The organism is Microvirga sp. (assembly GCF_014699075.1).
Taxonomy (GTDB): domain Bacteria; phylum Pseudomonadota; class Alphaproteobacteria; order Rhizobiales; family Beijerinckiaceae; genus Microvirga.
In genome coordinates this window covers 110344-135473 of record NZ_JACXAB010000004.1, presented here as the reverse complement: position 1 = coordinate 135473, position 25130 = coordinate 110344, and the positions used below count along the sequence as shown (strand labels likewise).

Genomic DNA, 25130 nt, shown 5'->3' with positions numbered 1-25130 from the left:
TGACCCGCTACGTCCCAAGGGAGGCACGGGATGCGGCGTACTCGGCAATTCTTCGCTGCGCTGCATAGTGGTCCTGGAGCGGTCCGCCGAGTGCCGTCTCGATCACTCCGAGGACGAGTTTCAACAGCGTTCCCATCTGCGAGGATATAGTCAGCAATTCCTCCTCGTCGTGCTGTGTTCGCCGACCCTGGGCGATGATTGCCTCGAACTCGGCTTTCAGCTTGTTCATGCCTTCTTGGGACGCTTCGATCGTTCGGCGCTCATCGGCTGGCAGGTTGAGAAGGTCCTCGATCGTAACCTTGTCGGTTTGACCCAAACCTACGAATTCCACAGCGTTGCCCCAGTCAGTGATGCGCTGCGTCACTGCATGCTGATCATTCACCACGGGCGGCTGGCCCAATAGAGTAGCCATCGCGGGCCGCACCTCCTCGAAGGTGTCGAGCACACCGGGCATGGCGCTGAGCGCCCTGCGTGCTTGTTCCAGAATTCCCGGAAGGTCATCGACTTGCTGGCGCATCGCCTCCTGCAGGCGTTGCAGCATGTCGTCGAGTCCTACAGGGAGACGCGCGAAGCGCGAGTCTGCCCACAACCGCTCATCGGCCCAGCCGTGTCCTTTGAGCCAACAGAGCGAAGCTAACTCGGGATCGAATTTTAGAAGTGCGTACCCAGCGTCGTTCCAAAGATGCGAAAGGCGCAGTTCCGCCGCACCGTCGCGATGCACTCCGCGTCGCAGTTCTTTGACGTATTGACGTGTCTCGAAGAGCGCCTGCTGGAGGTTTCCCAGAGCCTCGGGCTTACTTACAACCTTTTCAAGACCTTCCTGCAAGCCCTTTATGGCCCTTAACGCCTTCGAGGTCTCCTCCACCTCGATAGGCAGGAGGGAATCGTTGGTGGACGGATGAATCAACTCAAGGATGAACTTCTTCAACATTAGGTGCTGAATGGCGCCGCTATGCAACGGCTTGACAATGGTAACGTGATCGGAGCCCGGGACCCGAAACGGCTCCGAGCCCGGCTTGTAGAAATACTGAGAAGCCGAAAATGGCTCCACAACCTGCCTCCAGAGGCCGAGCCCCCGTTTGACGGTAATTGGACGATCTTCGATGAGTTCTCGTCCCTCCATGTGAAGTTGGCCGCCTGCCAGCAGCGTCCTGAAATCCCTGTGCAACTCGTCAAGCGATGTGTTCGCTTGCGAAAACCTAAGTACGGCAGCCTGCGTATGCTGAAGTGCGAACGACAAGAGCGACAGCATGTTAGCGTCACGCGAGCCGAGTGAAGGTGACGCGATCAGAAACAGGCCGATTCTCGGTTTAAGATCGATCAGCTCCTTTTGGTTCGCGACCAAAAACCGCCGGACAACTATGCCGCCCATACTGTGGCAGACGAAGACGATGTTCCGCAGCCTTAAGAGATTAGACAGCCGCAAGTGCTCACGAAGGTAATCGGCGATATCAGCGATGCCATATGTACGAGACGTCAAACTGGTCTGGTATGTGAAGACGGATATTCCTACGCTGTTGAGCGCCGGCTCGAAGGAGAGCAAATTTGGCCAGGGCGGCTCGCCCCAGGCTCCGACACCGTCAGAGAGAATGCCATGGACAAAGATGACTACAGTGTCCTCGGTCGGCTGGCGAATGCAGTGCAGGCCGAAGTCTTTGAAGGAAGTCACATTCGGCATCTCCCACTTTCCGCTTGAGACGGTTTGCTGGAGGGGACCGTGCTATTCATGTGAATGCTGACCCTCGGGAAGAAGATATCGAATCTAACCGATGGCACTATCCAATGCAAACGTATTGTACTGGGGGTTAAGTCACATATGACCGTGTTGCATGGGTTGGTGAAAGCACTTTATCCACCCTATTCATTTCTCTTAGGCGATGCGGATGGACTTCGGATGCCCAAGCTCAAGCATGCGATTTTGGGCATGAACTGCAATGAGCTTTTCGGTTGCGACGCCGATCCGTTTCGCGGCAACCGCCAGTCGCGTGGCCGTAACCGATGGGCCGATCCTCATCCTCCATGACACCACCGAGTTCACCTATCATCGTGTCCGGCCCGAGCCGGTCGGTGTGATCGGTCAGTATCCCTGCCGCAGCCCCACTTATGATCGGCGCCAGCTTTTTACCGTCTGCGGGCTTCTGATGCACGCGAGCCTTGGCGTCACCCCGGACGGGCTGCCGCTGGGGCTGTGTGCGATCAAGTTCTGGACGCGCACCCGCTTCAAGGGCACGACTGAGCTCAAGCGGCATATCAACCCGACGCGCGTGCCGATCGAGGACAAGGAGAGCCTCCGCTGGCTCGCGAACATGCGCCAGTCATCGGCTCCGGTTGCTGATCCGGCACGGTGCATCCACATCGGCGATCGCGAGAGCGACATCTATGAGCTGTTCGTCACGGCGCACGAACTCGGCACGCATTTTCTCGTGCGCAGCTTTGTCGACCGGCGAGCGGATGACGGCACCCAGACGATCATCGCAGCCATGGACGCGGTGCCAGGTCAAGGCGAGCACTGGATCGCGGTGCGCGGCGACAAGGGCCAGAGCAGCCGGGCCGACCTTACCATCAAGTACCAGCGCCTTCATGTGTTGCCGCCCTCCGCCAAGCAGAAGCGCTATCCCGCTCTCGATCTCACCGTGATCCGCGCCGATGAGCGAGGGACGCCCCAGAACCGCCAGCCGATCCACTGGCGCCTCATCACCGATCTGCCCGTCACGTGCGTTGATGAGGCAGTCGAGAAGATCGGCTGGTACGCCCTGCGCTGGAAAAATCGAGCTCCTTTACAAGATCCTGAAATCGGGCTGCCGCGCCGAGGATGCGAAACTCCGGTCGGCCGAGCGGCGGGTCAATCTGCTGGCGCTGTTCTGCATCCTAGCGCGGCGGGTGTTCTGGCTGACGATGCTCAACCGGACGGAACCCACAGCATCCCCACGCCTAGTCTTCACCCCGCTCGAGATCCGCCTGCTCGATCAGCTGGTCAAAGATAAGACGTCGTCACCGGCGCTAACGCTGGCACACTATCTGACCAAGATTGCCCGGCTCGGCGGCTATTCTCACGCGCGCCAAGGATCCGCCGCCCGGCAACATGGTCATGTGGCGCGGCCTCTCGCGCCTGCCCGATATCGAACTCGGCGCCTCCCCCGGCATGAGGCTTGTGGGTAAATGAAAGTAATTTGCCCCGCTTACCTCCGCCCGGTAAGCGGGGCAGTTTGGGGGCCAAGCCTTCGGCTCACTGAATGACTAGGGTGGCGAGCGGCGGGATCCTTGGCTGATCCCCATTCAGTCCGAGCCGGTCCCCGAGATACGGGCCGGAACAAGAGTTGCTCTCAATGACACGATTCTATAGAACGGATTGGCAACCCTTCACGACCGGGCTTCAGGACTGAACTGCAATTTGAAGCTAGATGATCCTCACGTCGCACTGGTATCCGTTGAAACTCTTGCGCAATCGGCTTCGGCAAACCTATCCCGACACCTTCATTGTTTCACAGACGATACTTTGGGGAGCAGTACGTTTTCCAATCACGTGTTCGGCTCTGAATGACGGCACAAACACCAAGATCCAAGCTGGATTCAGCCATTCCGCGGGTCTTTTGGTCAGTTTACAGACACACGTTCGTGCTACGTACTGCGTTAGCCTGTGTTTGAGAGCAGATCTTGTTCTGGCCCTTTCTTGAAAACTGGCCACGTGCCAATGATGCTCCTCATCCCATTTCTCAAGAAGGTGCGCCAGTTCTGCCTAGCACCAGCATGCGGGACTCAATCCAAGAGCGCACCGAGAACGGCAATGAGTCCTCCGTCGCCTGCTGCCATGCCGCTTCCAGTATGGGAAATCCCAGCTCCGCCGTCAGACGTGCAAGGTAATCCGGCGCAGGCCCGGCCATGGGATGTGGAAACTTCGGCAGGAACAGCGCAACGCAGCGGATCATCCAGGCGAGCGCTTCCTCTGGCCTGTTGCGTTGCACGGCGAGAACCCCAAGGCGCCCATAGCCGGTCGCCATGTAAGGAAGGTCCTGGAGTTCCTCCCTGATCGCGAGCGCTTTCCTGAACCATTGCTCGGCCTCGTCGAGCCGTCCCCGCTCGGCCTCGACGAGGCCGAGGTGATGGTACGTCAAGGCTGCTCTCCGTGGGTCGGCGCCGGCCTCCTCAATAGAGGCGGCCTTCTCGTACCAGCTTACAGCCTCCTCAAATCGGCCCAGCGCGTGCGTGGTCTGGCCGAGCTCATAATAGGTGGAAGCCAATTGGCCTGGTTCTTGGCGTGGCTCATCGATCTGAAGTATTGCCCGGTACCAGCTCTCGGCCTCCTCGAGGCCGCCACGCTGCCGCGCCACGGTCCCGAGATGGTAGTAGATCAGAGCCAGCCAGGGCTGTTCGTCGGACTGGAGCCCCTCCGAAAACGCGAGCGCCTCCCTGTACCAGTTCTCCGCATCCTCGAGCTCGCCACGACGCTGCGACGTCAAGCCGAGATCAACCATTACCCTTTCCGGATGATCGCCGAGCTTTTTGTACCGGCCCTCTGCTTCCTCGAGTTGGCCACGTTCTCGCGCCAATCGACCAAGTCTACATTCGACGAAGATTGTCCAAGATCGGTCCTCGACCGCCTCGAAGATGGCAAGCGCCCTTTTGTACCAAGCTTCGGCTTCATCAAGTTGCGCCCGCTGCTCGGCAATTTTGCCGAGTTCGTAGTAGGTTCTGGCTACATTGGGTCGGAGACCGAGCGTCTCCTGGATGGTGAGGGCTTCCCCGTACCGCTTCTCCGCCTCGTCAAGCCGCCCTTGCTTCTGCGCTATGTCGGCGAGCCGGCTGTACGTTAAGGCCGTCCACCTCGCATCATGGAGCTTTTCGAAGATGGTGCGACCTCGCTCGTACCACTCCCCGGCCTCTTCGAGACGACCCTGATCAGACGTGACCCAGCCGAGATGGTAGTACGCGCTGGCCATGAGCGGCTGATCGCCAAGTCGCTCAAAAATGTCGGCTGCCGTTTGATACAGCCTCTCTGCCTGGACGAACTGAAGCCGGAGATGCGCGAGCCTCCCTTGCTTGACGTAGATCTTGGCTATACTTCGCTGGTCGCCAAGCGCATTGAAGATTTCGGCCGACGCCGCGTAATGGCGCTCCGCGTCCTCGAGCTTGCCATTTAGCAAGGTGACGTTCCCGAGCTCGAAGTAAACGTTAGCCCGATATGCGCGTCCAATATCGCTAGTCAGAGGCTCTAGTATAGCAGCTAGCTCAAGAAAAGCCGTGCTGAGTTCGTTGTGGCTGGGCAGAAGATCGCGGCGGTGAACAATACTCAGAGCATCCCGTGCGCGTTCCTCAAAGAGGACTAGAAGGGTGGTAGATTCGTCGAGACGGGAGGGATAAATGATCCCCTCGAAATTCTCGGGATGCGTGAAGCAAGCCTCTGCCACCTGCCACGGTAACTCTGAACTAGGCTCTTCGCCCAGCGAAATCGGCACGCCGGAGCGGATCCCCGCCGAACCGCGCAGGTCGGCAACTTTTACCGGCCTAAGTGTCTCAATTTCAACGCAGTCATAATTTGCTAAAGCGGCTTCATCCACGCTAGGCAGCGCCGATCCGACCGGATTTGCAAGGTTGCGAAGGAAGATCTCCTGAAGGCAGCTCCGAAAACTGTCCGCCAAGTATAGGGGCTGCCAACGGGGCCCGTTCCGATCTGACGCAGGATCGCTGAACCGGGAATGCTCGAGCCCTCCCCCCAATGCATCTGAATACCGTTTATGTATGAATCGCCACCAGCGAACGCCAGTCACAATGGTAGCCGAAGCCGGCCCAGAGACGACTCCCTCGCTGTGTTTGGGTAACAGGCCGCCAACCGATCGCGCTTCGTGATCATCACTGGTGCGCAGCTCTGGATTATCGCTACTCAAGAACTGGTCGGCGGCATCGCGATATTTCCCGCCAAGCCGACGCAGCACGGACGCGGTGACAGATGCGAAGGGCCTCGCGCCGGCATCGGTCTTTGCTGCCGCAAGGGCATCCGGATTGGCGATGTAAGCGTTAAAGTCCAGCGCCTGACCAAAGCGCGATGCGATAAACTGAGAAACACGCCGTTGGACTTCAAGATGGCTCGCAAATGTACCCGCATCAAGGAGTGCGTCGCGGACGCCGGGCTGGAAATCAAAGAGCGCGTCTTCAAGATCCTGCCCAGATGTTGAGTCGCGCCGTAAGAGCCCGCTTGAGAATACCTCAGCGAGATGAACCTGGTCAGACTCTGGTAGCATTGAGCGCTGGACAAGTCGCATTACCGGCAGCCGAAGGGGGGCCGCGGCAAGCAGGCACGCGAGTTGGTGTGCGAGCGGAGAAGCGCGCGCCTGAAACTGCTTGACAGCTTCAGTAGCCTCGAGTGGCAGGCTTGGCTGAGGGGTGGGTTCAACCGCGCGGAGATCACCCAATCTGACTGTCGGTCCGACGCTGCCGGCCCGCGCCCCAAGGAATCGTGCCCAAACCCGCACGAACTCGGGCTCGAGTGTCGTGACAGTCACCAGCGGCGCCATTGTCGCCAATTGCCTTGCGCTGTGGCCAAAGCGCGTTTTCCGGCGCAGCATCGGGGCAAGGACATGACTTGGGCTCGCCGCGCGTGGCGCCCGAGCCGGAACGACCGCTGTTGCGCCGAGTGCGGTTTGGGCCCAAAGTCGCTGTGGAAGCATCTGGACGAGAGACACTGGCTGGTGTTGCGCCCAACGCTGTACGAGATTCGGTATGGCTGAGCCCCACCATGCAGGCGAGACACAGTCAGAGACGATGACGACGAGCCGCCGCCCGCTGACGTCGGATACCTCCTCCGCACGGCGCTCGTCGCCGATCTGTGAGGCGGCAAGCAACCTGACGCGCTCCCTCGTTCCGGTATCAATCCGCCACGAGCGGACATCCCGTGCAATGCCCTGGCGCTCAAGCAGACGCCTCAGCTCCTGTGCTGTGGCGCGCCAGATTTGCATTGAGGGACCATCGTCGATGATAATGGCTAAGTCGAGCCATCGCTCGCCTACCGGCCGCAGCACCAAGTCCCAATGTCCCTCTACGGCAGTGTGTTCCGCTGTGGCTTCCTCATCCAAGGTGAATTGGAATTTCGAGGGCACGCGACGCCGGAGCGGCCGTAGGGCTCGGCACAGTGCGAGGCGATGCGGCAAGGCGGCGGCACCGGGCGTCCGCAGCGGCAGCACCCCCTCCGTGGCCGCTGATCCCCTCGTTGCGACGAGCGGAACCGTTTGCTCGGCATCTGCGGCATCGGCCACATTGCTCGAAGGAAAATGAAGCTCTGCCTGCTGCGGTGCTCCGTCGGCGCTTCCCACCAAGGCAGCATCCGACTTCTGTGGCGCATCTGGCCCGATCAGACGGAGCTGTGAGGCCAGCCAGAGGGCGTCAGCTATATGCTCTGGGGCTGGCGGTCCTCCGATCCGTTCCAGGCTCGCAAATGGCTTGAGCCGTTCTAAAGCATCGAGGAGAGCGGAAAGCATCAATTACCTTCGTCCAAGGCGCGCATCACCGCCTCGTGCAGCGTCTCCCGTGCGGTCAGATCGATGCCCTGGACAGTTAGAAAAATCGCGTTGAGGAGTTGATCAGTGGCGAGCATCTTCGATTGTTTGTCACGTTGCTTAACGAACTCGGCAATAAGGCCAGTGACCGCAGCCTCGTACCGTGGTTCAGCGCTTAGATGGCTTCGGACGATGGCTGTTAGTTCTCCCTCCCCGGGTGGATCAATGTCCAGCCGAAGGCACCGCCGCAGAAAGGCTGGAGGAAATTCGCGTTCGCCGTTGCTGGTCAGAAATACCAATGGAAACACATTACAACTTACCTTGCCGCCGACGACTTTTGCCTTAACCCGGTCATGTGTGCTGACCACCGCCTCACGGTTTGCCCCGGCCCGCGCAAGTTCACGGATCTCAAACTCGCCCTCTTCGAATGCATTCAGCAAGTCGTTCGGCAGGTCGACGTCACCTTTGTCAATCTCATCGATGAGGACAACGCGCGGTCGACCAGATTCCCCACCGAGCAGTGCCGTGCCTAGCGGGCCGAGACGGATATAGCTTCCCATGTCGAGGATCGTACCCTCGCCGTCGCGTTCCCTTTGATCTAACCCGCTCTGGACTGAAGCGTCGCGCACTCGCCCGATTGCATCGTAGTCGTATAGGCCCTGCTGGAGAGTTGAGCGGGTATTAATTGGCCAGGTGAGGACCTCACCAAGCTTGAGCTCCCAAGCGACGGCATGGGCTAGCGACGTTTTGCCGACGCCCGGGCGGCCAGTAATAAGGAGCGGTCGCCGGAGGTAGAGGGCGGCGTTCACGAGCTCGACCTCTCGCTTTCCGGCTAGGTACGTCTTGCCCTTGTGGGCGCGCGCATCGCGCCCGAAATCGCGCCAGGGGGGCGGCGGTGGCAAATCGTCGATTTGATCGTGTGGGTTCCCGCTCCCAAGGAAGATACGTCCATCGCTCTGAGACATAGAAACCTTCCTCACTCCATTGATTGAAAGCGCACCTTGGCATCTGGCGGCAAACGGCTTGGATCATCATAGAACAGCGCCACCCCTTCCCACGCAGTCCCAGTGCGTTCCTGGCGTTGGTTCTGGATGCGGTTGGGCAAGCCGTGAACTCCATACCCGCATACCAATGCACGGAGTTCTGCCCGTGTAGCATTCTCGTCTTGGGGGGCGTCCCGAAGCCAGATTGCCACTGGCGCACCCGCTTCTACGAGTATACCTATGCCGTCCGTTCCACCGCACGCAAGCGCCACACATACCAATGGCCGCCCAGATAAGGCATCGAACAGTGGTTCCCCCCATCCATCTGAGTTGACAATCCAATGGAGCGTGCTCTCACCGATTTCCGACGGAAGAGATTTCCAGCTTTGCCTCCAGGCGTACCAACAATTATTTAGCTGTTGATCATAGAGTCTGTCGTAGGACCGCAACGCCAGCGGAAATGTCCGACCGAGCGGCCGATGGAGTGCCCGGGTCACCTTTACCTGCCAGCGCTCGACGTCTTCGCCCAGCAAGTCGAAAGGCAGCGCGAGCTCGACAACCGGCACCGTCGAGGTCGGCAGATAATCGAGGCTGCGCGTGACGAACGTCTGAATCACCTCGGCTAGCTTCGTAAAACTGTGTTTGTGCTCACGGATCGCGGGCCCAGGGTCAATGCGCCGCGCGGGGTCCGGACCATGGAACACCCACGCCTCAACCTCATAACTGCGCTCTCGGGGCGAAGCGGCAATCATGGTCTCGGCCGTGGGCATCACCTTAATCAGAGTGACTGATTCATCATTCGACACGGGAGATGAGTTGGGGCCTACCGGAAGACCCGCCATGTCTGGTTGCTTCGAAACCCATCCATCGATTGCATTGCGGACATTCGGATTGCCCACGACCAAGTGGGTCAGAAACGTCCGCATGGCAGACACGCCGTGAGCGGCCACCTCATCGATAAGACGGGAGCACAGATCTGGCACGTCGCTGTAGGGTGCCGCTGCCGCAAGATGTGAAACCAGATAGGCATCACGTATTGCTCCACTGGTGATGCGTGCTGCGGCGATGATGCGTTTTAATTCAGCCAATCCATCCGGACTGATTGGGCCGGAGGCTTCCGCTTGCGCGTCGAGATATTGGGTGAGGCCATTATAGCGAGGGTCACGCAGAAGCGGAGCCAATGGCTCCGCTTCTAAGTTGCGGTCGACCTTGAACTGCGGCTGCCCGCCACGCATTACACCGACCAACGCATCGCCTCGAAATAGCGGTCCTCCGGACAGCCCGGACCAGTCCTCCTTGCCGCCACGCGACGAGATAATCCTCGAAGTAAAGCTGATCGTAGGCATCGAAAGGGAACGCAAATTGGCCAAGCCGGGGAATGCTCCTTCGTATCTCTTGCCAGGCAGCACACCACCTTCGAGAAGCGCCGGAAAGCCGGTCGCCACGACTTCGGCATCATACAGACCGAGCTCTGCATAAAGTAGCGGGCCAGGGCGACGCGGTGACGGCACCGGCGTACCCTCCGTCACCTTGAACTCCAGCAACGCGATGTCGGGCGGTTCTACGTCTTGGTGAATTTCCGGCTGCCAGATCACCTTCGCGCGATAGCTACGCTCGTTCGGCCGGGCACCATCAAGGCCGAAAAGATCGCGCCAGAGATTCACAGTAATGGTGCTGCGGAGTTGCCACCCATTTTCACTATCAGCTACGCAGTGTAGCGCAGTCAGAACGATACCGGGACCTACGAGCAGCCCAGAGCCAAAAGGATCATCGGTGCGGATTTGCACTAGATCGAGAAATGCCCAGCCATTAGGTCCGAGGGCGCTTCTGGCCATCGCAAATCAGTGTCCGACGTCTTCGTCCAGAACCGGCGCTGGGCCGCGGCCAGAGATGCGGAACGGCTCGGAGTCGCGGCCATCAGCGTGCACTGAAAGCGACAGTGTTACCTTGTGACCAGTGTTCGTGCTGTCGCCGACTTTGCCGCCAAGTTGGACGAACGAGAGGAGCTTGAACCCGCCATTAGCTTCTCGCTCCAAACCAAAGTCGATAGACAATTCGACCTCAACATTTTCAACGTCGAACCGAATGTCTTGGCCTTCGCTCTCCCGACGCGCACGGCTAAGCTCTGCGCGGAGGCCGGCAATCGCGTCTGCGAGGCCAATCTGCTTCGATCTATCGGCATTCGTCATGCAGATCCCTCCCATGAGGCGACATAGACTATACACTGTCTCGCAACCAAGCGAAGCCCGATACTTTCCGGTGCCGGCAAGAATTCTGCTCACTTGCGGGAAGCTGTGGCGCTTCCATTGCGAGTATCTTCCTAACCGGGGCATTTTAGGGGACGAGGGATTCCTCCCTTCGGGCATTCATGATTCAATCCCGGCATGACCTCGCCTGGTGGTTCCAACAAGCCGCTGTCTCAGAAGGCCCTGCGCGAGCTGGTCTCAGATCTGGCCGGCAGGATTGATCGGCTGGAGCAAGAGGTCGAGCGGCTGCGCCTCGAGAACAGCAACCTGCGCATCGACAACCAGGCCCTGAAGGACGAGATCGCCCGGCTCAAGAACCTGCCGCCACGTCCACCGTTCAAACCCTCTGGCATGGAGAAAGCCACCCAGCCGCGGCCCGTGGGTCCGGGCCGGCGTCCTGGACGCGGGGCCAAACAGGATCGGGTCACCCGCGAGGTCACGATCCCGATCGAGGCTCCCCCTGGCTCGCGCTTCAAAGGCTACAAGACGGTGGTGCGCCGAGAACTGGTGCTCACCGCCGAGGTGGTGCGCTACAGGCGGGAACGCTGGGTGACGCCCGAGGGCCAGACCCTCGTCGCGCCGCTGCCGGCGGGGATTGCCGGCGGGTATGGGCCCGGCGTGCGCCGGTTCTGCCTCGCCCTGCACACACAAGGCCAGGTGACCACCGAGCGCCTGACCGATCTGCTTAATGGCATCGGCCTGTCGATCTCCAAGCGGGAGGTGGTGCGCCTGCTCACCACCGATCTGGAGGCATTTGAGCAGGAGGATCGCGCGATCCTGAAAGCAGGCCTCGCCTCTTCGCCGTACATCACCGTCGACGACACCGGTGCGCGCCATGCCCGCCGTCCCGCTGTGACCACGCAGATCGGTGGCGAGCGCTTTTGCGTCTTCCGTACCAGCCGATCCAAATCGCGCCTGAACTTCCTGACGCTGCTGCGGGGTGGCTGCGAGGACTACGTCGTCAACGAGGCTACACTGGACTATTTGCGCCGGCAGCCGGTCGAAGCCGCCGTGATCGCCCGGTTGACGAAGCTCCAGGGCCATGTGTTCCGCTCGGATCTGGACTGGCTGGAGCATCTGGCACGGTGCTCGATCAATATCTTCGACCGGCCCCTGCTCCAGACGCTGAACGAAGCTGCCACCTGGGGTGCGATCCGGCATCACGGGCTGATGGACAACACCGTCGTGGTCTCCGATGATGCCGGCCAGTTCCGCATCGCCCAGCACGCGCTGTGCTGGGTTCATGCCGAGCGCCACCTCGAGAAGCTGATGCCGACCTCTCCGAAGCAGGCCAAAGCGGTGGAGCTGGTCCGCGAGGCGATCTGGTGCTTCTATCGCAGCCTGAAGCTGTGAAAGCAGAGCCCGTCCCCGGGCGGGGAGCGGGTCTTCCGGGGGCAGTTCGACAAGATTTTTGGCCAGCACACGGGCTACAAGGACCTCGACGAACTGCTCGCCCGCCTGGCGCGGAGGAAGAACGAATTGCTGCTGGTGCTCGAGCGTCCCGAGATCCCGCTGCACACCAATGCCTCCGAGAACGACCTGCGCGCCTGCGTGATCAAGCGCAAGGTCTCCGGTGGCACCATGAGTACGGATGGCCGTCTGGCACGCGACGTGATGCTGGGCCTTTCGAAGACCTGCCGCAAGCTCGGGTTGTCGTTCTTCGGCTATCTCGGAGACCGGCTGGGATTGAACACGGGTCAGCCCAAGATCCCACCCCTCGCCATTCTTGTGGCCCGAGCAGCCTGAGGCCCACTGCCCGCAATCTGCCGCTGCTGACGTTCAGGCGTCATCCGCTGATCAGCTTATCAACGAGGCACATCATGCATGAAGACAGTCCCACCACCCGCACCGCGATGGTCCTCATCTTCATGGGGTTGGTGGTTGCCCTAGCCGCCGTGCTGTTTGTGATGATCGCGTACGGGTATGGGGAAACGTCAGGGCCGGGAGGGTTCCCGTCTGCTCAGGTAGAGGGTCGGAACTACCAGTTGGCACGGTCTTCCATAGATTGAATCACGAAGGCCGGTCAGCAGGTATCCCTTGCCCCCTAATCTGCCCCGGTTACTCCGCCCGCAAGGGATTTGAAGCAACTTAACTCTTTGTTATTTTGACCATAACATTAAGTTACCGTATCAAATATACCTATTGGTACTCTGACGTATGAGGCGGCGAGATACCGTTTCTCACTCCCGATAACTATTTATTATCGGGAGTGAGGCTTGGCCGTTGCTGACGTCTGCCCATTCAACGGCCTCCAAGCCGTCAAAATTACCGTTACCTCGTTTCAATATAGATCTCTGGATGGGGGATCGCTCCGCCGAGATTAGGCCATGCTTTGTTGCTGGGGTGTTACCTGGGAGGATTCGCGATGAGGCGATTGGCAACAGAGCGCACCGGTGACCGGCAACTGCACCGCGCGAATGAACTCGACGCACTTACCGGGATCCTGCCGTTGGAGCGGCGCGAAGCCTTGGCGGCCCTGCTCACCGACGAGGACGTCGCCACGCTGAAGCATTTAGCCGAGAAGGGAATGGGCCCCCATACCTTGCGGGCCTTGGCCTCCGATCTGGGCTATCTCGAAGCGTGGACTTTTGCCGCCACCGGCCTCCCCCTCCCCTGGCCTGCCACTGAGGAGCTCGCCCTAAAATTCCTCGCTCACCATCTCTGGGATCCAGCCGAACGGGAGATCAATCCCGGTCACGGCATGCCCAACGCGATAGCCGCGCAACTGAAGACCAGCGGGTATCTCAGGGTGAAGGGGCCGCACGCACCGGCCACCGTCCGCCGCCGGCTTGCGACCTGGGCGACATTGCATCGCTGGCGCGGGCTTGAGCCCAGCTTCGTCACCCCGGCGTTCAAGACCGCGCTTCGGCTGGCGATTCGGGCCAACACCCGGCCCTCCACGCGCAAGAGCCCGCGAGCGGTTACGCGCATCGTGCTCAACCGGCTGTTGGCCACCTGCGCGCCGAGTCGGCTGGTCGACCAGCGCGATCGCGCCCTGTTGCTGACGGCCTTTGCCTCCGGTGGGCGGCGGCGCTCTGAGGTCGCTGCCTTGCGGGTCGATCAGATTGAGACGCTCCCGCCCGTGCCAGTGGACCCGCGCGATCCACACTCCGCAAACCTTCCGTGCATGGCGATCCGCCTCGGCCGCACGAAAAGGAGCAACGCCGATAACGGCACGCGCGTCCTCCTCATCGGGCGCCCAGCCGAAGCCCTGGCGACATGGCTGACCGATGCGAAAATCACCAGCGGAGCGGTGTTTCGGTCCATCGACCGATGGGGCCGGATCGGCCTGGCCGCCATCAGTGGCGATGCTGTGAATGATATCGTGAAGCGGCGTTGCACACGGGCTGGACTCGACCCTGCCCTGTTCAGCGCCCATGGACTTCGCTCGGGCTATCTCACCCAGGCAGCCCGCGACGGCGTATCGCTCCCCGAGGCGATGCAGCAATCGCAGCATCGCTCCGTGCAGCAAGCCGCCACCTATTACAATGACGGGGAGCGGCAGATGGGGAAGGCTGCCCGCCTCGCTTGGCGCTGATGGAAAGACAGTCGGACCGGCGCTACTTAACGCGGAGAGTCTTCAACAAGGTGACCGGCGCTCGGCTCTCGGGGGGCGAAGTGATATGCCCATGATATCGCCCGAAGAAGCGATCGGGATCCCCTCGCTGGCGGAGGGTGCACCGATCACTCTGGGAGCCGGAGATGAACCTGCAGCCGCAATGGATTGGCCCCCGCGTAAGCGACAGCCAGATCCAGATGGTGCTCCTTGATGGTGGGATAGGCCGCCAGAATACGATCCCGCGGGATGCCTGCATTCACGGATGCAGCCCCGTCATAGACCAGGATCCGTGTGCCCTTGATGACCGGCATGCCGCTCAGAATTTCGAGATCCGAGACAATCGTGTTGTCTTGCTTTGCGTTCGTACCCTCACTGGTAGTCATTCACACCTTCCGCAGCCCGAACGACCTCTTCGATGTGCCCTGACCGCAGCCGGTCGATCGGCGCTGCACTATCGGTGTACTGATTGGGCGTAACCAACCACTCCCACGCCTCCTCAGGGAACGGGAAGTACCCCGCAACCCGGTCGATGCCTTCGATCGGTCGGGACTGCTCAAACTGGCGCTCCGGATAGACGAACCCATCGGCGTCCTTGCGGAAGGCAATGGCCTGACCGTCATCCCGCCACCCTTCGAGTGTTGCGACTGATACACCGAGTCTCTCCGCTATGCTGTCGGTTCCGAAGAGTTCGGATGCCGCCCAGTTTGTCGAGTCATCTTCAACAGTGATCTCGGCCAGTCGCGCTCGACCCTCCTCGACACTGATCAATGGCCCGAGGCCCGAGCCTTTGATGACCGGGGCCCTCTTTCCAGTATCACTGGGCGGCATATTCAAAAGGCCGGAGCCGTATCCCGCTCCCTGAATGGAGGCGGGGAAGCCTTCAGAGAGCTTTCCAAGCTCACGAACTTCGCGCCTGGTGTATTCTTCGAACTCTGAGATGAGCATCGCCGGCATGCCGATCGCTTGTGGCCCCTCAACATCGGCGCACGGCGTATCCCCCACGAACAGGATCTCCGCCGGCCGACACCCCAGCCGATCACACACGAGATGAAATATGGCAGGCTGTGGTTTCACCAGCCCCACTTCGTAGGACAGGATCACAGCATCGGGAGGGTCAGGCAGGGTGGAGAGAAGCGGGCCCCCATAAGGAAGCGCCAGGTTCGAACAGACGCCGATCCGCAGACCTCTGGCGCGCAGGGCTTGCCAGATTGTCGCCATTCCGGGCCTAAGACGAATGGAGGCACACTCGGCCTGCAGATCCCTTTCCAGCTCTGTTAACCCGTCCTCCCCGAGCTCTTGGCTGACTCTTGCGGCGACCTCCCGCAGGCTGAGCGGCCGCGTCAGGACCTCGTCAGCCGTGATACCCTTCACGCCTTCCCGCAGCAGAGTTCGAAACGGCTGCCGCTTGTCGGTGATCTCGACCAAGGTTCCGAAAGCATCAAAACAGACTGCTCGAACGTCGCTCATGCTCAGCCAATCCATTAGCTCGACCCTGTCGCTGCCCTCATGGGTATACTCCATGTTCGATCTGGATAAGGAGCAGGAGGGCTAGGTCGGTGTTACCTCGGAGGATCAGGTCCAGAGGAGTAGCCTCTAACACTCGGTTATGCTGGACTAGCCAAAGTACGCCCCGATTACCGAAGACCTCGCTTGTCCTCCCAATGACTGTAGCGATCTCCGGCTCGGCTCCTTGGAGAGACTTGAGCTTCTCAATCTTTTCTTCGAGATGGGTGATCGCGTGGTCAACCAAGGGATCGACCATCTGCGCCGTGTAAGGTCTGAAGATCTCGGTCACTCCCGCACCTTCGTTGATCAGATTCGCGCGGCAAATCGCGTTGTTGAACATCACGAGCGGAGACGACGGCAGTTCTCGCTCGATAGAGTCTCAGAACGCATTCGGCCTAGGAATTGACGCACTCCTTTCACGGCCGAGAAGGTACTCCCGCTTTCCAAGGTATGTAGGAGACATACGAAAAACTCATAAAGAGCAAAGTCAACGTTGCCTGCTTTGCGAGCAGCATCGCGTCTGGTTCACTGGTGTTTATGTCATACGTGAGCAGGCAGCTTTGACCTGTTTGATCGATCTTGGTGTCACTCCACATGAGTTCGATTGCGATCTGGCCAGGGGTGTGCGTAACCACATATCCGCCAATTCTGTGAGAGGTTGGAGTGTTCAGTGCAAAGTGCTTTTCGTACTCTTCGCCTTTAAGTCTAACCTCACCAACCCCAGCTGCATGGCCCTTCAGATGGGGCCCTCGACCACTGATTTTTCCTCGAAATGAAAAGCGAGAATTGGGAGCCACTGGGATTAGTTCGATCAGGCGTCGGGCGTCGTCTCGACAGAACGTCGTTCCCTCGGCCACCAATCGATCAAGAACTGCGTTTGCTTCAAGCCGCCCGTCGGAATCCATGGCTTGCACGATCTACAACCGCTCGCCTATCGCGAATCCTTGGGCGAGTCGTCGCGGTCCGAACCAAGAACGAGACCAAGTCGTTGAGCAGCTCTCCTTTGAGCCTCAGCCTGAGAGCCCGTTGCATTTACGATGGCAGCGAGCCCCTGCACGATCAAGGCTCGCGCATGTTTATAAGCTCGATGCTCGCCCGGCGCCGACCAGTCTCGGCCGAACCGGGGCTCATAAAATGGTGCAATCGCATTCAGTGTCCCCCAGCTGGCATGAAATGCATCGAAATCGGAAAATTCGCGCGCTTGGATTCCCTGTGCAATAATCGCTTCGAATTTTCTGATTAAATCGCCTTGGAATTTGGTGATCACCGAAGCTTGCTCGTGTGACAGGGCACGGTAGACGGCAAACAGCGCTGGATCCTCCCGCTGAAATATGCGGCTCAAGCGAACGAGGGCATTCAGGGCAGCACAAAGGCGTATTTCGGCGGTAGCACCAGTAGCAGCATCAGAGATCGGTGAGAGTTGAGCAAGGATTTGGTCGAGCCTCCTTCCGACGATACCTTCCCTAAGCCTCGGATCTCCAGGTACGTAGAAGCTGAGAATGGCTTTCGGGACCTTCAACTCTTGCGCCACACCTGAGAGCGATATCCAGTCTGGGCCATGCTGGCGAAACGCTCGTTCGGCAACGTCCAGAATGTGGTCACTGATCCGATCATCCTGTTCCATTTTTTAGATCCACAATGTGTGATAACAGATCATTATAAGCCTCTGCTCGAACTAAGATGTTCAAGCCAAGGTAGCGACAGTCAGTTTTGGGGCGGAAAGCCTTGACGCACAGGCGACTTCAGGAAGGATTCGAGAATCACTCCGTAGCGCCAGCCCTTGTCCGCGACACCGGACAATCTGGCACAGAATTGCTGAAGGTCAACTCCTTTGTCCAGATCCCGCGCGCAGGAAAGCCGACTGAGCAAAGACCGCGTCCAAGCGCTCAACGAGCAAATAACAACTCGGATTAGAGCGCTCATTGGAGACTCTGATGTTCGTTCTTTTGCCGCAAAGGTCGGCGTTTCGAAAACTTGGATCTATGACCTCTTAGGCGGCAAGCCAGCCTCACTTGCAATTTTGTCCGCTATCGCGGACAATACGGGCGTCAGTTGGAGGTGGCTTGTCACAGGCGAAGGAATGCCGTCGGTACAGTGGGAGCAAACTACAGCGCTGATTCCTCGGGTGGCAGTATCACGAGCGCCCGGAGTTGCTAGAGACCTGCAGCCAACAGGCCATTATTCTCTGTTTGCAATACAGTTGCTCGACGATCTCGGCCTAACCGCGAGCGACACTGCCGTATTCACGGTACCTGATTCTGATATGGCGCCAGTCATCAATGTATCGGACGATGCGCTAATTCACTTGACGGAAAAGCGCCTCTCACAGGGAAACTTATTTCTGATCGGGGCCGGTGAGCATGTCACCATCCGACGGGCTTTCTCACCGGACGGTGGCGCATCCTGGACGCTGAGCGCCGAACGGCAAACTGCTCCTCAGATCTCAATCTCCGGAGCGTCACAGTGTCAAATCTTCGGACGCGTTAGGTGGATTGGACATAGGCTGTAGGCTGCTTTCAACAATTATTCGCAAAAATTGGGATCCGAAATTCTCCGTAATTTCGGCTAGTCTGAACATCTGGGAATTCCGCGACGGAGAGCGCGAACGACCGTAGAGCAATACGTCCAAACGTCCATTTTCTCTCTTTGGTTCGATCCAGTGCTCTCCTGTGATATGTCCAACTTGGACCTGAAAAAGCCAGGTCCACTTTTCACTGCGGTGTGGTACCGAGCCAGTTGAACAGCACTTCGAAGTCCCTCAGGCTCAGCAGGATTCAGCATCACTTCTCAACGAGAGGCGGCCATCGGAGCCGATAGAATTTCAGTTCAAATCTCCTCAAGCTCCGAACATCTTGCCAAACCAAAAGGGTGACCTTTCACGAAAATTCATAAAGCAGGATCAGCTCATGGCATCTCTCGAAAATTCAGCCTCGTTTTCCGCTTCAATTTCCTGCTCAGAAAAACTCCGAAGCTCGAAGCTTCGTCATCGCGGATCCTGACGTGAAAATGCTTTTTTTTGCTCCACGGACACTTTTCGACGCAGAAAAACTCGCTGCTCAAAAAACTCCGACGAATGGCGACCTGCCTGTTACCAGGGCCAATATCATAGGATGATCGTCTAAAGCGTTGGATTCTCCTCTACAAGCTCTGAATAAGGTTCTACCTTGCACAAATCTTCCTTCCAAGCATCCGCCAATTAAATCCCCCACCTGCACTCCGCAAAAATAATAGCGTCTCATTTTTCGGAATTTTTTCTATCACAAAGTCAACAACTTAGGCGTCATAGCTTTAATGCTCGACAGTCTGCCCAAAAATTCGTATTAATCTTTTTGTTATTTTAGGAACTAAGAATATCCACTTTGGTCTTTGAGAATATCTACTTTATTTACTCGCGACAAGATGTGATCTATATTGCCACTCAACGAAATGTCTTTGCGCGTGCGTAGCTGGCGAACTTCTGACTTGGGAGTGCCGCATGCCTCTGGAACGCTTCGGTGAGTATCTTGAAGTGGACGACAACACTGAGGGTTGCCGCCACATAATCAAGATCCAAGCGATACCTTGGTTGAGCGATGCTGATCAATGCCAGGGCGCAACTCACATCATGGCGTCAGGGCGAACAATTGTCGTAACCTACGGTCCCGATGAGGTGCTGACCGTAATCAACCTACCTCGACATCAGTGCCACGAGCACGCAACCGTCAATGTACTGAGTTTGCGAGAACTCCATTTGCCAAACTGCTGCTCAAGTTTTCGCCGCCGGACCAATGAGCGCAGACCTTGGCATACTGCCAGAGATTTGGCCTCTGTTTCTTGGAGCGCATCATGCACCACCTTACAGCTATTGAGCAGATGACAGACCTTCCAGTTCGCCTGTCAGCCGGCTGTGTCCGAGGAAAGATCGCAACGCAACTTGCCAATCTTGATCAAGCTTCGGCGGATCAACGGCAACAAGAGAACGCATGTCACGCAAGTGGCCATGTGCCAACTCAATGCCCCAACACCGCACAGCTTGTCACAGAACTACCAGAAACACGCCTCGGATCAGCCGCGGGTCACCAGCGTCCCAATCTGCATTCCGCCGCAGAGCCAGTGGATTGCGATCTTACCTCCGGAACCCACGGTGTTTTCGTTCCCCCAAGTGTCAACGCAGTAATTGACCGTTCTACTGGACTGATCGTCGGGTATTGCCTTCCCTTTAGCGTTCCTGACCCGTCGACGGTTAGAGCACTTCAGAAAGCTCTACGAGCTAACACAAAATTTTCCCGAGGCTTTGCTCTTAGGACAGTCAGTCGGGACTTACCCGAGACATCTGGAGGCAACGCCAATCGTAATGAACCTGAGCGGGGAGATTCCGCCAGAATACCGCTTTCATATCGATACTAACTCCCACGGGAGCGAGAGCGCGCAAGAAAGAGACACGGATATTGGCGCGACAGGTTCCACAGCACGGGACATGTCAGACCTCAATCTCGACACACCTGCCGACGAGATCCCAAACCACGCGAAATCGGCGAACGTGGTGCCTACCCACTCGTCATGAGGCTCGCGAATGGAGGTAGATGACAGCCAAAGAAGCCTAACAGCTTATGATGATATTTTCACCGACTGCCGATGGGCTTCACAGTATAGGACTGCGGGTCAGATAATAAGTTCACTGGATCATCAGATACTTGTGGATTGAAGGTGATGTCAACATTGAGCGAAATCAAACACGGCAATTGTCACAGCCCATCTACATACGAAGTTAGGTATCGAAATCACCCCGTTGCCGAAATGAAAACATGGGAACCAGACGAACGTCGCCTCGAAGAAACGCGTTCACGAGAACCAGAAGCGCGTGCCCGACCTACCAAGAAGCCGGAATTGATCCGAGGTTCGGAGAGCCGAAACATTTGCCGCCGTGGTCACCATGGCTACAGGGGTAAGGTACCGTTGCCTCGACTTAAAGGGAAAGTCATCGCGGGTGAGAGTTTGCTAGCGTGCGACTTCGCACTCGTCACAGACGCACAAGATGAAAATATCACCAATATAATTTCCCAACCGTTCTCGCTCGAGATCCTCATCTGTGGGCGGCTTAGCCGGTGGACTCCAGATTATCTTATCGAAAGAAAGGATGGATTACGCGAGCTTGTCGAAGCGAAGCTTCTCGAGGTCGTTCACACGGAAGAGCCAGTTCGAGCGGCAACTATCAGAGCACAACTAGACGCCTATGAAGGCGCAGCCCGAGAGCACGGCTACAAGTTTCGTCTTGTAACTGAGCACGAAATCCGCATCCAGCCGATGCTATACAATGCGAAGCTCATTCATAGGCATTCTGGGCCGTTCGGAGACCGAGGATTACTCCTGAAGGCAATCCTCGCACTCGGAGACCTTCCTTCTACGCCCATCGTGGGCGATATTGGCGCGGCGATTGGGCAACCACGCAATGCCCTCGAACTCGCGATCCGCCTTGATCGACTCGGCCACATTCGACTTGATAGAACTTGTCGTTTCAGCAGAACAACGCCCTTTCGGGTTCAACCATCGAACCAAGGAGATGAAATGTGACGGTCCACACCGCGCCACCACGTCTCGTGTGCGGCTCGAAAGTCCGTGTCCACGGCCGTCTTTACGTCGTTGGAGAAATGACAACGATAGGTCGCATATTCACGGCTGCCGATGATGGCTCCGAGATATCGCTAAGCTTCGGTCGCCAGAACGAGCTTGTTCGAAGCCAAAAGATGGTCTCCGAATCTCAATACGAAGCATTGCCGCCTTCGGTCTTAGCAAATCTGAAAAGAGATTTTGGTAGCTTCTCAACCTCACAGCAGATCATCGCGAAGGCACGCTATGCTTATGTCAGGAAAATCTATGATCTCCCAGCTCAGTGGCGAGACAAGAAGCAATGGGTTGATCCTGCGCTAGCTAGCGCGAGTCAAGGAGATCCAGGTAACCTGATTGATTGTCCCAGCTTTCGCCAAGGTCGGTCCTGGTACTTGAGGTGGCTGGCCGCTGGATTCGATATCAGAGCTCTCGTTTCCGATACACCTGCCAGGGGAAACCGAGCGGAGCGATACGAGCCTTGGGTAATTGAGGAGATCAACAATGCGATTGATGAAGTCTACGCTACACGGCTGAAGGGTAGTGTTCGGCAAACCCTACTTCGAGCACGGTCCCGCATTCGTTGCCGTGCGAACGCTGAACATCGACAGCTACCGAGGAAAGCTAAGAACGTCATCGGGCGCAAGATTGTCGAGAACACACTGGCTAAGCGCGAAGAGTGGGAACTACTCGTAAAACGGGAAGGAAGGCATGAGGCCGATCGGTTATTGCGCTTAAAAGGCGCAGGTCCTCCAGGCGATTACCCTTTGGCCGAGGTTGAGGCCGATCACACGCAACTTGACGTCATTGTAGCGGAGAATGGAGTTGTTCTCGGGAAACCGTATTTTACTGTCCTTATTGATCGCTACTCGCGGATGATCATCGGCTTCACGATCTCATTCGCCGCTCCTTCATGGGTTTCAGTAATGGAGGCACTTCGCCATGCCGTCTTGCCGAAAGAGCAGGAACTTCGGAAGTGGGCTGAGTACGGACAGGCACCCTTTGTGTTTGACTGGCCGTGTTTCGGAGCGCCCGATTGCCTTGCTATTGATCAAGGGCCGGAATTTCTCTCTGCATCGATGACAGCTACAGCAAGCTGCTTGAACATGAGGATCCTGCAACTGCCAAGGGCTAGCGGAGACAAAAAGGGAAAAGTTGAGAGCAATTTCAAACGTATAAACAAGGAGCTCTTCCATTTGTTGGATGGCACAACGCTATCCAACCCTCAAATGCGCAAGCGATACGATTCACAGAAGGAAGCGAAATTTTCAATTAGTGATGTTCGCTATCTGACTACTCGTTGGGTTGTTGATCACCACAACAGGGAGAAGCACCCTGGCACTGGAGAAATACCTGCGGAACGGTGGCGCGAAGGGATGGACGAAGTTGGTGAGAAACCTGCGCCGCCGTCGGAACTCATCGCACCTCTAGTCGGTAAAGTTGTTCCCCGTAAACTTCGCGACGACGGAGTACGCTACAATAAACTCCGCTGGAACTCCAATGCGTTCCGAGCATTGCGGAACCGAATCGGCTTCTCATGTGATGTTCTCATTCGAATTGACCCGCTTGATCTGGGGACGGCCTACATTCTCGACCCCGACGACCACACGTGGGTCGAAGGTCAGCTAATGGCGGAGAGTTCAATCGAGTTGCTAACGTTGCGCCAATACGAGCACCTTAGAAAAATCCTTGATGATGCTCAGGTTGTCGATGACGATTACGAGTTGAAACTAGCCCAGGGATTGCAACGGATATGGGATTTTGTAGACAGTGTCCGGAAAAGACATGGTGTTGTTCCGAAGCACATTGCCGCCTTTATAACGGAAGGGTCGCGTCCCGTTGAGCATATCCACAGCGATCGGATCGACCCGGACGCGAGTTCCTTGCCAATCAGCTCGCATGAGATTGATGCCCCTTCTACTTCACCGCCTCCGGATCCGAATGGTCCCTACCGCGATGTCATAATACATCCGACTAATCCTTACCCGCCGCGTGACGGTGATGGCTATTATCCCGGCGAGATCCGCCCCGGTCGGTCCGACAGCGAGAACACAGGCAATAAGCCAACACACACGGATAGGAACACCGGTTCGCCTACTGAAGTTCCAGCGACATATCCCGGACGTCATCGAAACCACTAAGCGATGTGAGGTGCGCCATGACTTCGAAGCTTGAAAATGGCAATACTGAAAACGGAACGGATTGGAGCAGTAGCAATTCAAATGATCGCCTCTCGAATATTGGGCGCTTCATAGCTATGACGCCCTCGCTCACTAAGTCGATGGAATTTATCCGAAGTATCATGAGTGGCTACCGTACTGCGCCCGAGGGTGAAATAGCGTTCTTAGTCGGAGAGACACGAGCTGGTAAAACAACAGCCGTGAACGAGATTATCGAGGAAGTTGCGGACAAATTGGATGGCAAAGTTGTTGCGCAAAATCTCGGAGATTGCCGCGAGACTGAGGCGATCGTCTCGGTGATCGTAGAAACACCTATCGGACTCGAACGCCCAATTGTGAAGATTTATGTGCCGAAAGGCCCCCCTACTTTTAATCTCCTCCTTAATGATGTTCTCGTAGCTTTCAATGTTCGTCTTCCGCGAACAGCTACGTTCGTCGAGCGCCAGCTTGCGCTGGGCCGCCAGTTATATGGACAGGCGACACGCCTCATTGTATTCGACGATACTCATCACATCTGCGAACAGGGCAAGACAGCTGCCGCTTACGACGCAGCTGATGTTTTTAAAGTGTTGGCAAAAACTGGTCGTGTGCAGGTGTTGTGTGTCGGACTTGAACATACAACCGAGATCAAAGATGCCAACAGTCAGGTGGAATGGCTGGGCGGCGAAGTGTACCATGTTCGACCACTTGAGATTACATCGGATCCGCTGGCCGCACTCGGTCGCTTTTGTACCACGTTGAACAAAGAGTTACCCTTCGACAAAGGTTCATCCCTAGATACGCCAAATGTCTTCGTTCCATTGGGAATTTTTTGCGACGGATTTGAAGGTAGAATTGCAATTGTCGTTCGATTAACTACCCGCTATGCGATCGAGAAAGGCTACCAGAGCCTTACTGTCGAGGTGTTCGCAGAATATTTGCGCGATAGATTGAATGTTTCAGATGCTGAAAATCCGTTTTTGATGTCCTGCGTAGACAGTGAAGAGGTGCGTACAAATCTTGTTCTTGCTCGGAGAAACCGGATAGACAAAGCCGAGAAGCGGCAGTCAAAAGGTCTTGAAACTCGCAGAGCATTTGGAGCGCGTGGCAAATGAAACACTTCAGCAGTTCAATGTGGATGCCACCACGCTGGACTCCCGATTTGTATTCCGACGAGCCTCCACATGGCCTTTTGTTGAGGCTCTCTGACATAAATGGGGTCGCGCGTATGGCTATGATGCGAACGATGACGGGAGTCTCGTGTCGACGCGTTCGTTTCGGACAGGAACTCCCGGCACTCGCTGACATCGCTCACTGCGATCTTGAACTTCTTGAGCAGGCTGCTTACCGTCGCATGCGCGGAGAAGCCATTTTGATCCGCGGTCATGAACTGAGACTGAACCGTGATGTACTCATAGCTTCACGCCGCGTCTGCCCAGAATGCTTAGCCGTGTCACTTCATCATAGATTTTGGTGGGATTTGACCTTCCTCGAAGCGTGTCCATGGCACGGGCGGCGGCTCGTTTCCCTGTGTAGCTGCGGCGGGAAACTGTCTTGGGAAGATGGGTTACTTACGAAATGCCGCGTCTGCACAGATGGATCGGTTT

General features: G+C 57.3%; 19 protein-coding genes and 1 pseudogene. 10 read left to right on the top strand and 10 right to left on the bottom strand.

The window, feature by feature from the left end:
• Window positions 1–7 precede the first annotated feature (7 nt).
• Entirely contained in the window at window positions 8–1678 is a 1671-nt protein-coding gene (locus IC232_RS08295; RefSeq protein WP_190844459.1) for an esterase/lipase family protein, read from the bottom strand.
• Window positions 1679–1934: 256 nt separating this feature from the next.
• Between IC232_RS08295 and IC232_RS08290 the strand changes: the two genes are divergently transcribed.
• A complete protein-coding gene (locus IC232_RS08290; protein ID WP_246812106.1) occupies window positions 1935–2984 on the top strand; it encodes an IS4 family transposase in 1050 nt (349 codons plus the stop codon).
• Between the two features lie 44 nt (window positions 2985–3028).
• A complete protein-coding gene (locus IC232_RS32845; protein ID WP_281413366.1) occupies window positions 3029–3163 on the top strand; it encodes a hypothetical protein in 135 nt (44 codons plus the stop codon).
• Window positions 3164–3713: 550 nt separating this feature from the next.
• Here IC232_RS32845 and IC232_RS33240 read toward each other — a convergent pair.
• The 4 genes from IC232_RS33240 to IC232_RS08265 are packed head-to-tail and all read right to left on the bottom strand — an operon-like array spanning window position 3714 to window position 10659.
• Window positions 3714–7469 carry an SAV_2336 N-terminal domain-related protein gene (locus tag IC232_RS33240; RefSeq protein ID WP_409564888.1) on the bottom strand — a complete coding sequence of 1252 codons (3756 nt, stop codon included), beginning with the start codon at window positions 7467–7469 and terminating at the stop codon, window positions 3714–3716.
• A complete protein-coding gene (locus IC232_RS08275) occupies window positions 7469–8452 on the bottom strand; it encodes an AAA family ATPase (protein ID WP_190844456.1) in 984 nt (327 codons plus the stop codon). The genes IC232_RS33240 and IC232_RS08275 overlap by 1 nt, the downstream gene beginning before the upstream one ends.
• An 11-nt stretch (window positions 8453–8463) precedes the next feature.
• Complete coding sequence (locus IC232_RS08270) at window positions 8464–10305, bottom strand: trypsin-like serine protease (protein WP_190844455.1); 1842 nt, start codon at window positions 10303–10305, stop codon at window positions 8464–8466.
• Window positions 10306–10311: 6 nt separating this feature from the next.
• Window positions 10312–10659, bottom strand: coding sequence for a trypco2 family protein (locus IC232_RS08265; protein ID WP_190844454.1), 348 nt, complete (start codon window positions 10657–10659; stop codon window positions 10312–10314).
• A 195-nt stretch (window positions 10660–10854) separates the two neighbouring features.
• Between IC232_RS08265 and IC232_RS08260 the strand changes: the two genes are divergently transcribed.
• The 3 genes from IC232_RS08260 (at window position 10855) to IC232_RS08250 (ending at window position 14254) form a co-directional block, all read left to right on the top strand.
• A complete protein-coding gene (locus tag IC232_RS08260) occupies window positions 10855–12069 on the top strand; it encodes a transposase (protein WP_246812105.1) in 1215 nt (404 codons plus the stop codon).
• A gap of 54 nt (window positions 12070–12123) precedes the next feature.
• Complete coding sequence (locus IC232_RS32295; protein WP_312895134.1) at window positions 12124–12462, top strand: transposase; 339 nt, start codon at window positions 12124–12126, stop codon at window positions 12460–12462.
• Window positions 12463–13081: 619 nt separating this feature from the next.
• On the top strand, window positions 13082–14254 hold the full coding sequence (locus IC232_RS08250) for a tyrosine-type recombinase/integrase (RefSeq protein ID WP_190844453.1): 1173 nt from the start codon (window positions 13082–13084) through the stop codon (window positions 14252–14254).
• Window positions 14255–14400: 146 nt separating this feature from the next.
• Here the strand turns inward: IC232_RS08250 and IC232_RS08245 are convergent, their stop codons facing one another.
• The 5 genes from IC232_RS08245 to IC232_RS08225 form a co-directional block, all read right to left on the bottom strand.
• Entirely contained in the window at window positions 14401–14658 is a 258-nt protein-coding gene (locus IC232_RS08245) for a DUF433 domain-containing protein (RefSeq protein ID WP_190844452.1), read from the bottom strand.
• Window positions 14645–15757 (bottom strand): HAD family hydrolase, encoded by a 1113-nt coding sequence (locus IC232_RS08240; RefSeq protein ID WP_190844451.1) that lies wholly within the window; start codon window positions 15755–15757, stop codon window positions 14645–14647. Before IC232_RS08240 ends, IC232_RS08245 begins: the two co-directional genes overlap by 14 nt.
• A 22-nt stretch (window positions 15758–15779) precedes the next feature.
• Entirely contained in the window at window positions 15780–16070 is a 291-nt protein-coding gene (locus IC232_RS08235; RefSeq protein WP_190844450.1) for a hypothetical protein, read from the bottom strand.
• Window positions 16071–16197: 127 nt separating this feature from the next.
• Window positions 16198–16686 (bottom strand): hypothetical protein, encoded by a 489-nt coding sequence (locus IC232_RS08230; RefSeq protein WP_190844449.1) that lies wholly within the window; start codon window positions 16684–16686, stop codon window positions 16198–16200.
• A 26-nt stretch (window positions 16687–16712) separates the two neighbouring features.
• Window positions 16713–17405 carry a hypothetical protein gene (locus tag IC232_RS08225; RefSeq protein ID WP_190844448.1) on the bottom strand — a complete coding sequence of 231 codons (693 nt, stop codon included), beginning with the start codon at window positions 17403–17405 and terminating at the stop codon, window positions 16713–16715.
• Between the two features lie 456 nt (window positions 17406–17861).
• Here IC232_RS08225 and IC232_RS33235 point away from each other — a divergent pair, with 456 nt between their 5' ends.
• The 5 genes and pseudogenes from IC232_RS33235 to IC232_RS33230 form a co-directional block, all read left to right on the top strand.
• Window positions 17862–18290, top strand: coding sequence for a S24 family peptidase (locus IC232_RS33235; protein ID WP_409564887.1), 429 nt, complete (start codon window positions 17862–17864; stop codon window positions 18288–18290).
• A gap of 2180 nt (window positions 18291–20470) precedes the next feature.
• Window positions 20471–21331, top strand: coding sequence for a TnsA endonuclease N-terminal domain-containing protein (locus tag IC232_RS08220; protein WP_190844447.1), 861 nt, complete (start codon window positions 20471–20473; stop codon window positions 21329–21331).
• Window positions 21328–23505: a Mu transposase C-terminal domain-containing protein gene (locus tag IC232_RS33060; RefSeq protein WP_190844446.1), complete on the top strand. Its 2178-nt coding sequence runs from the start codon at window positions 21328–21330 to the stop codon at window positions 23503–23505. The genes IC232_RS08220 and IC232_RS33060 overlap by 4 nt, the downstream gene beginning before the upstream one ends.
• Before the next feature lie 17 nt (window positions 23506–23522).
• Window positions 23523–24638: an AAA family ATPase gene (locus IC232_RS08210; RefSeq protein ID WP_190844445.1), complete on the top strand. Its 1116-nt coding sequence runs from the start codon at window positions 23523–23525 to the stop codon at window positions 24636–24638.
• Window positions 24635–25033 (top strand): annotated as a pseudogene (locus IC232_RS33230) (TniQ family protein); the annotation flags it as partial. The gene IC232_RS08210 and the pseudogene IC232_RS33230, both read left to right, overlap by 4 nt.
• Window positions 25034–25130 lie beyond the last annotated feature (97 nt).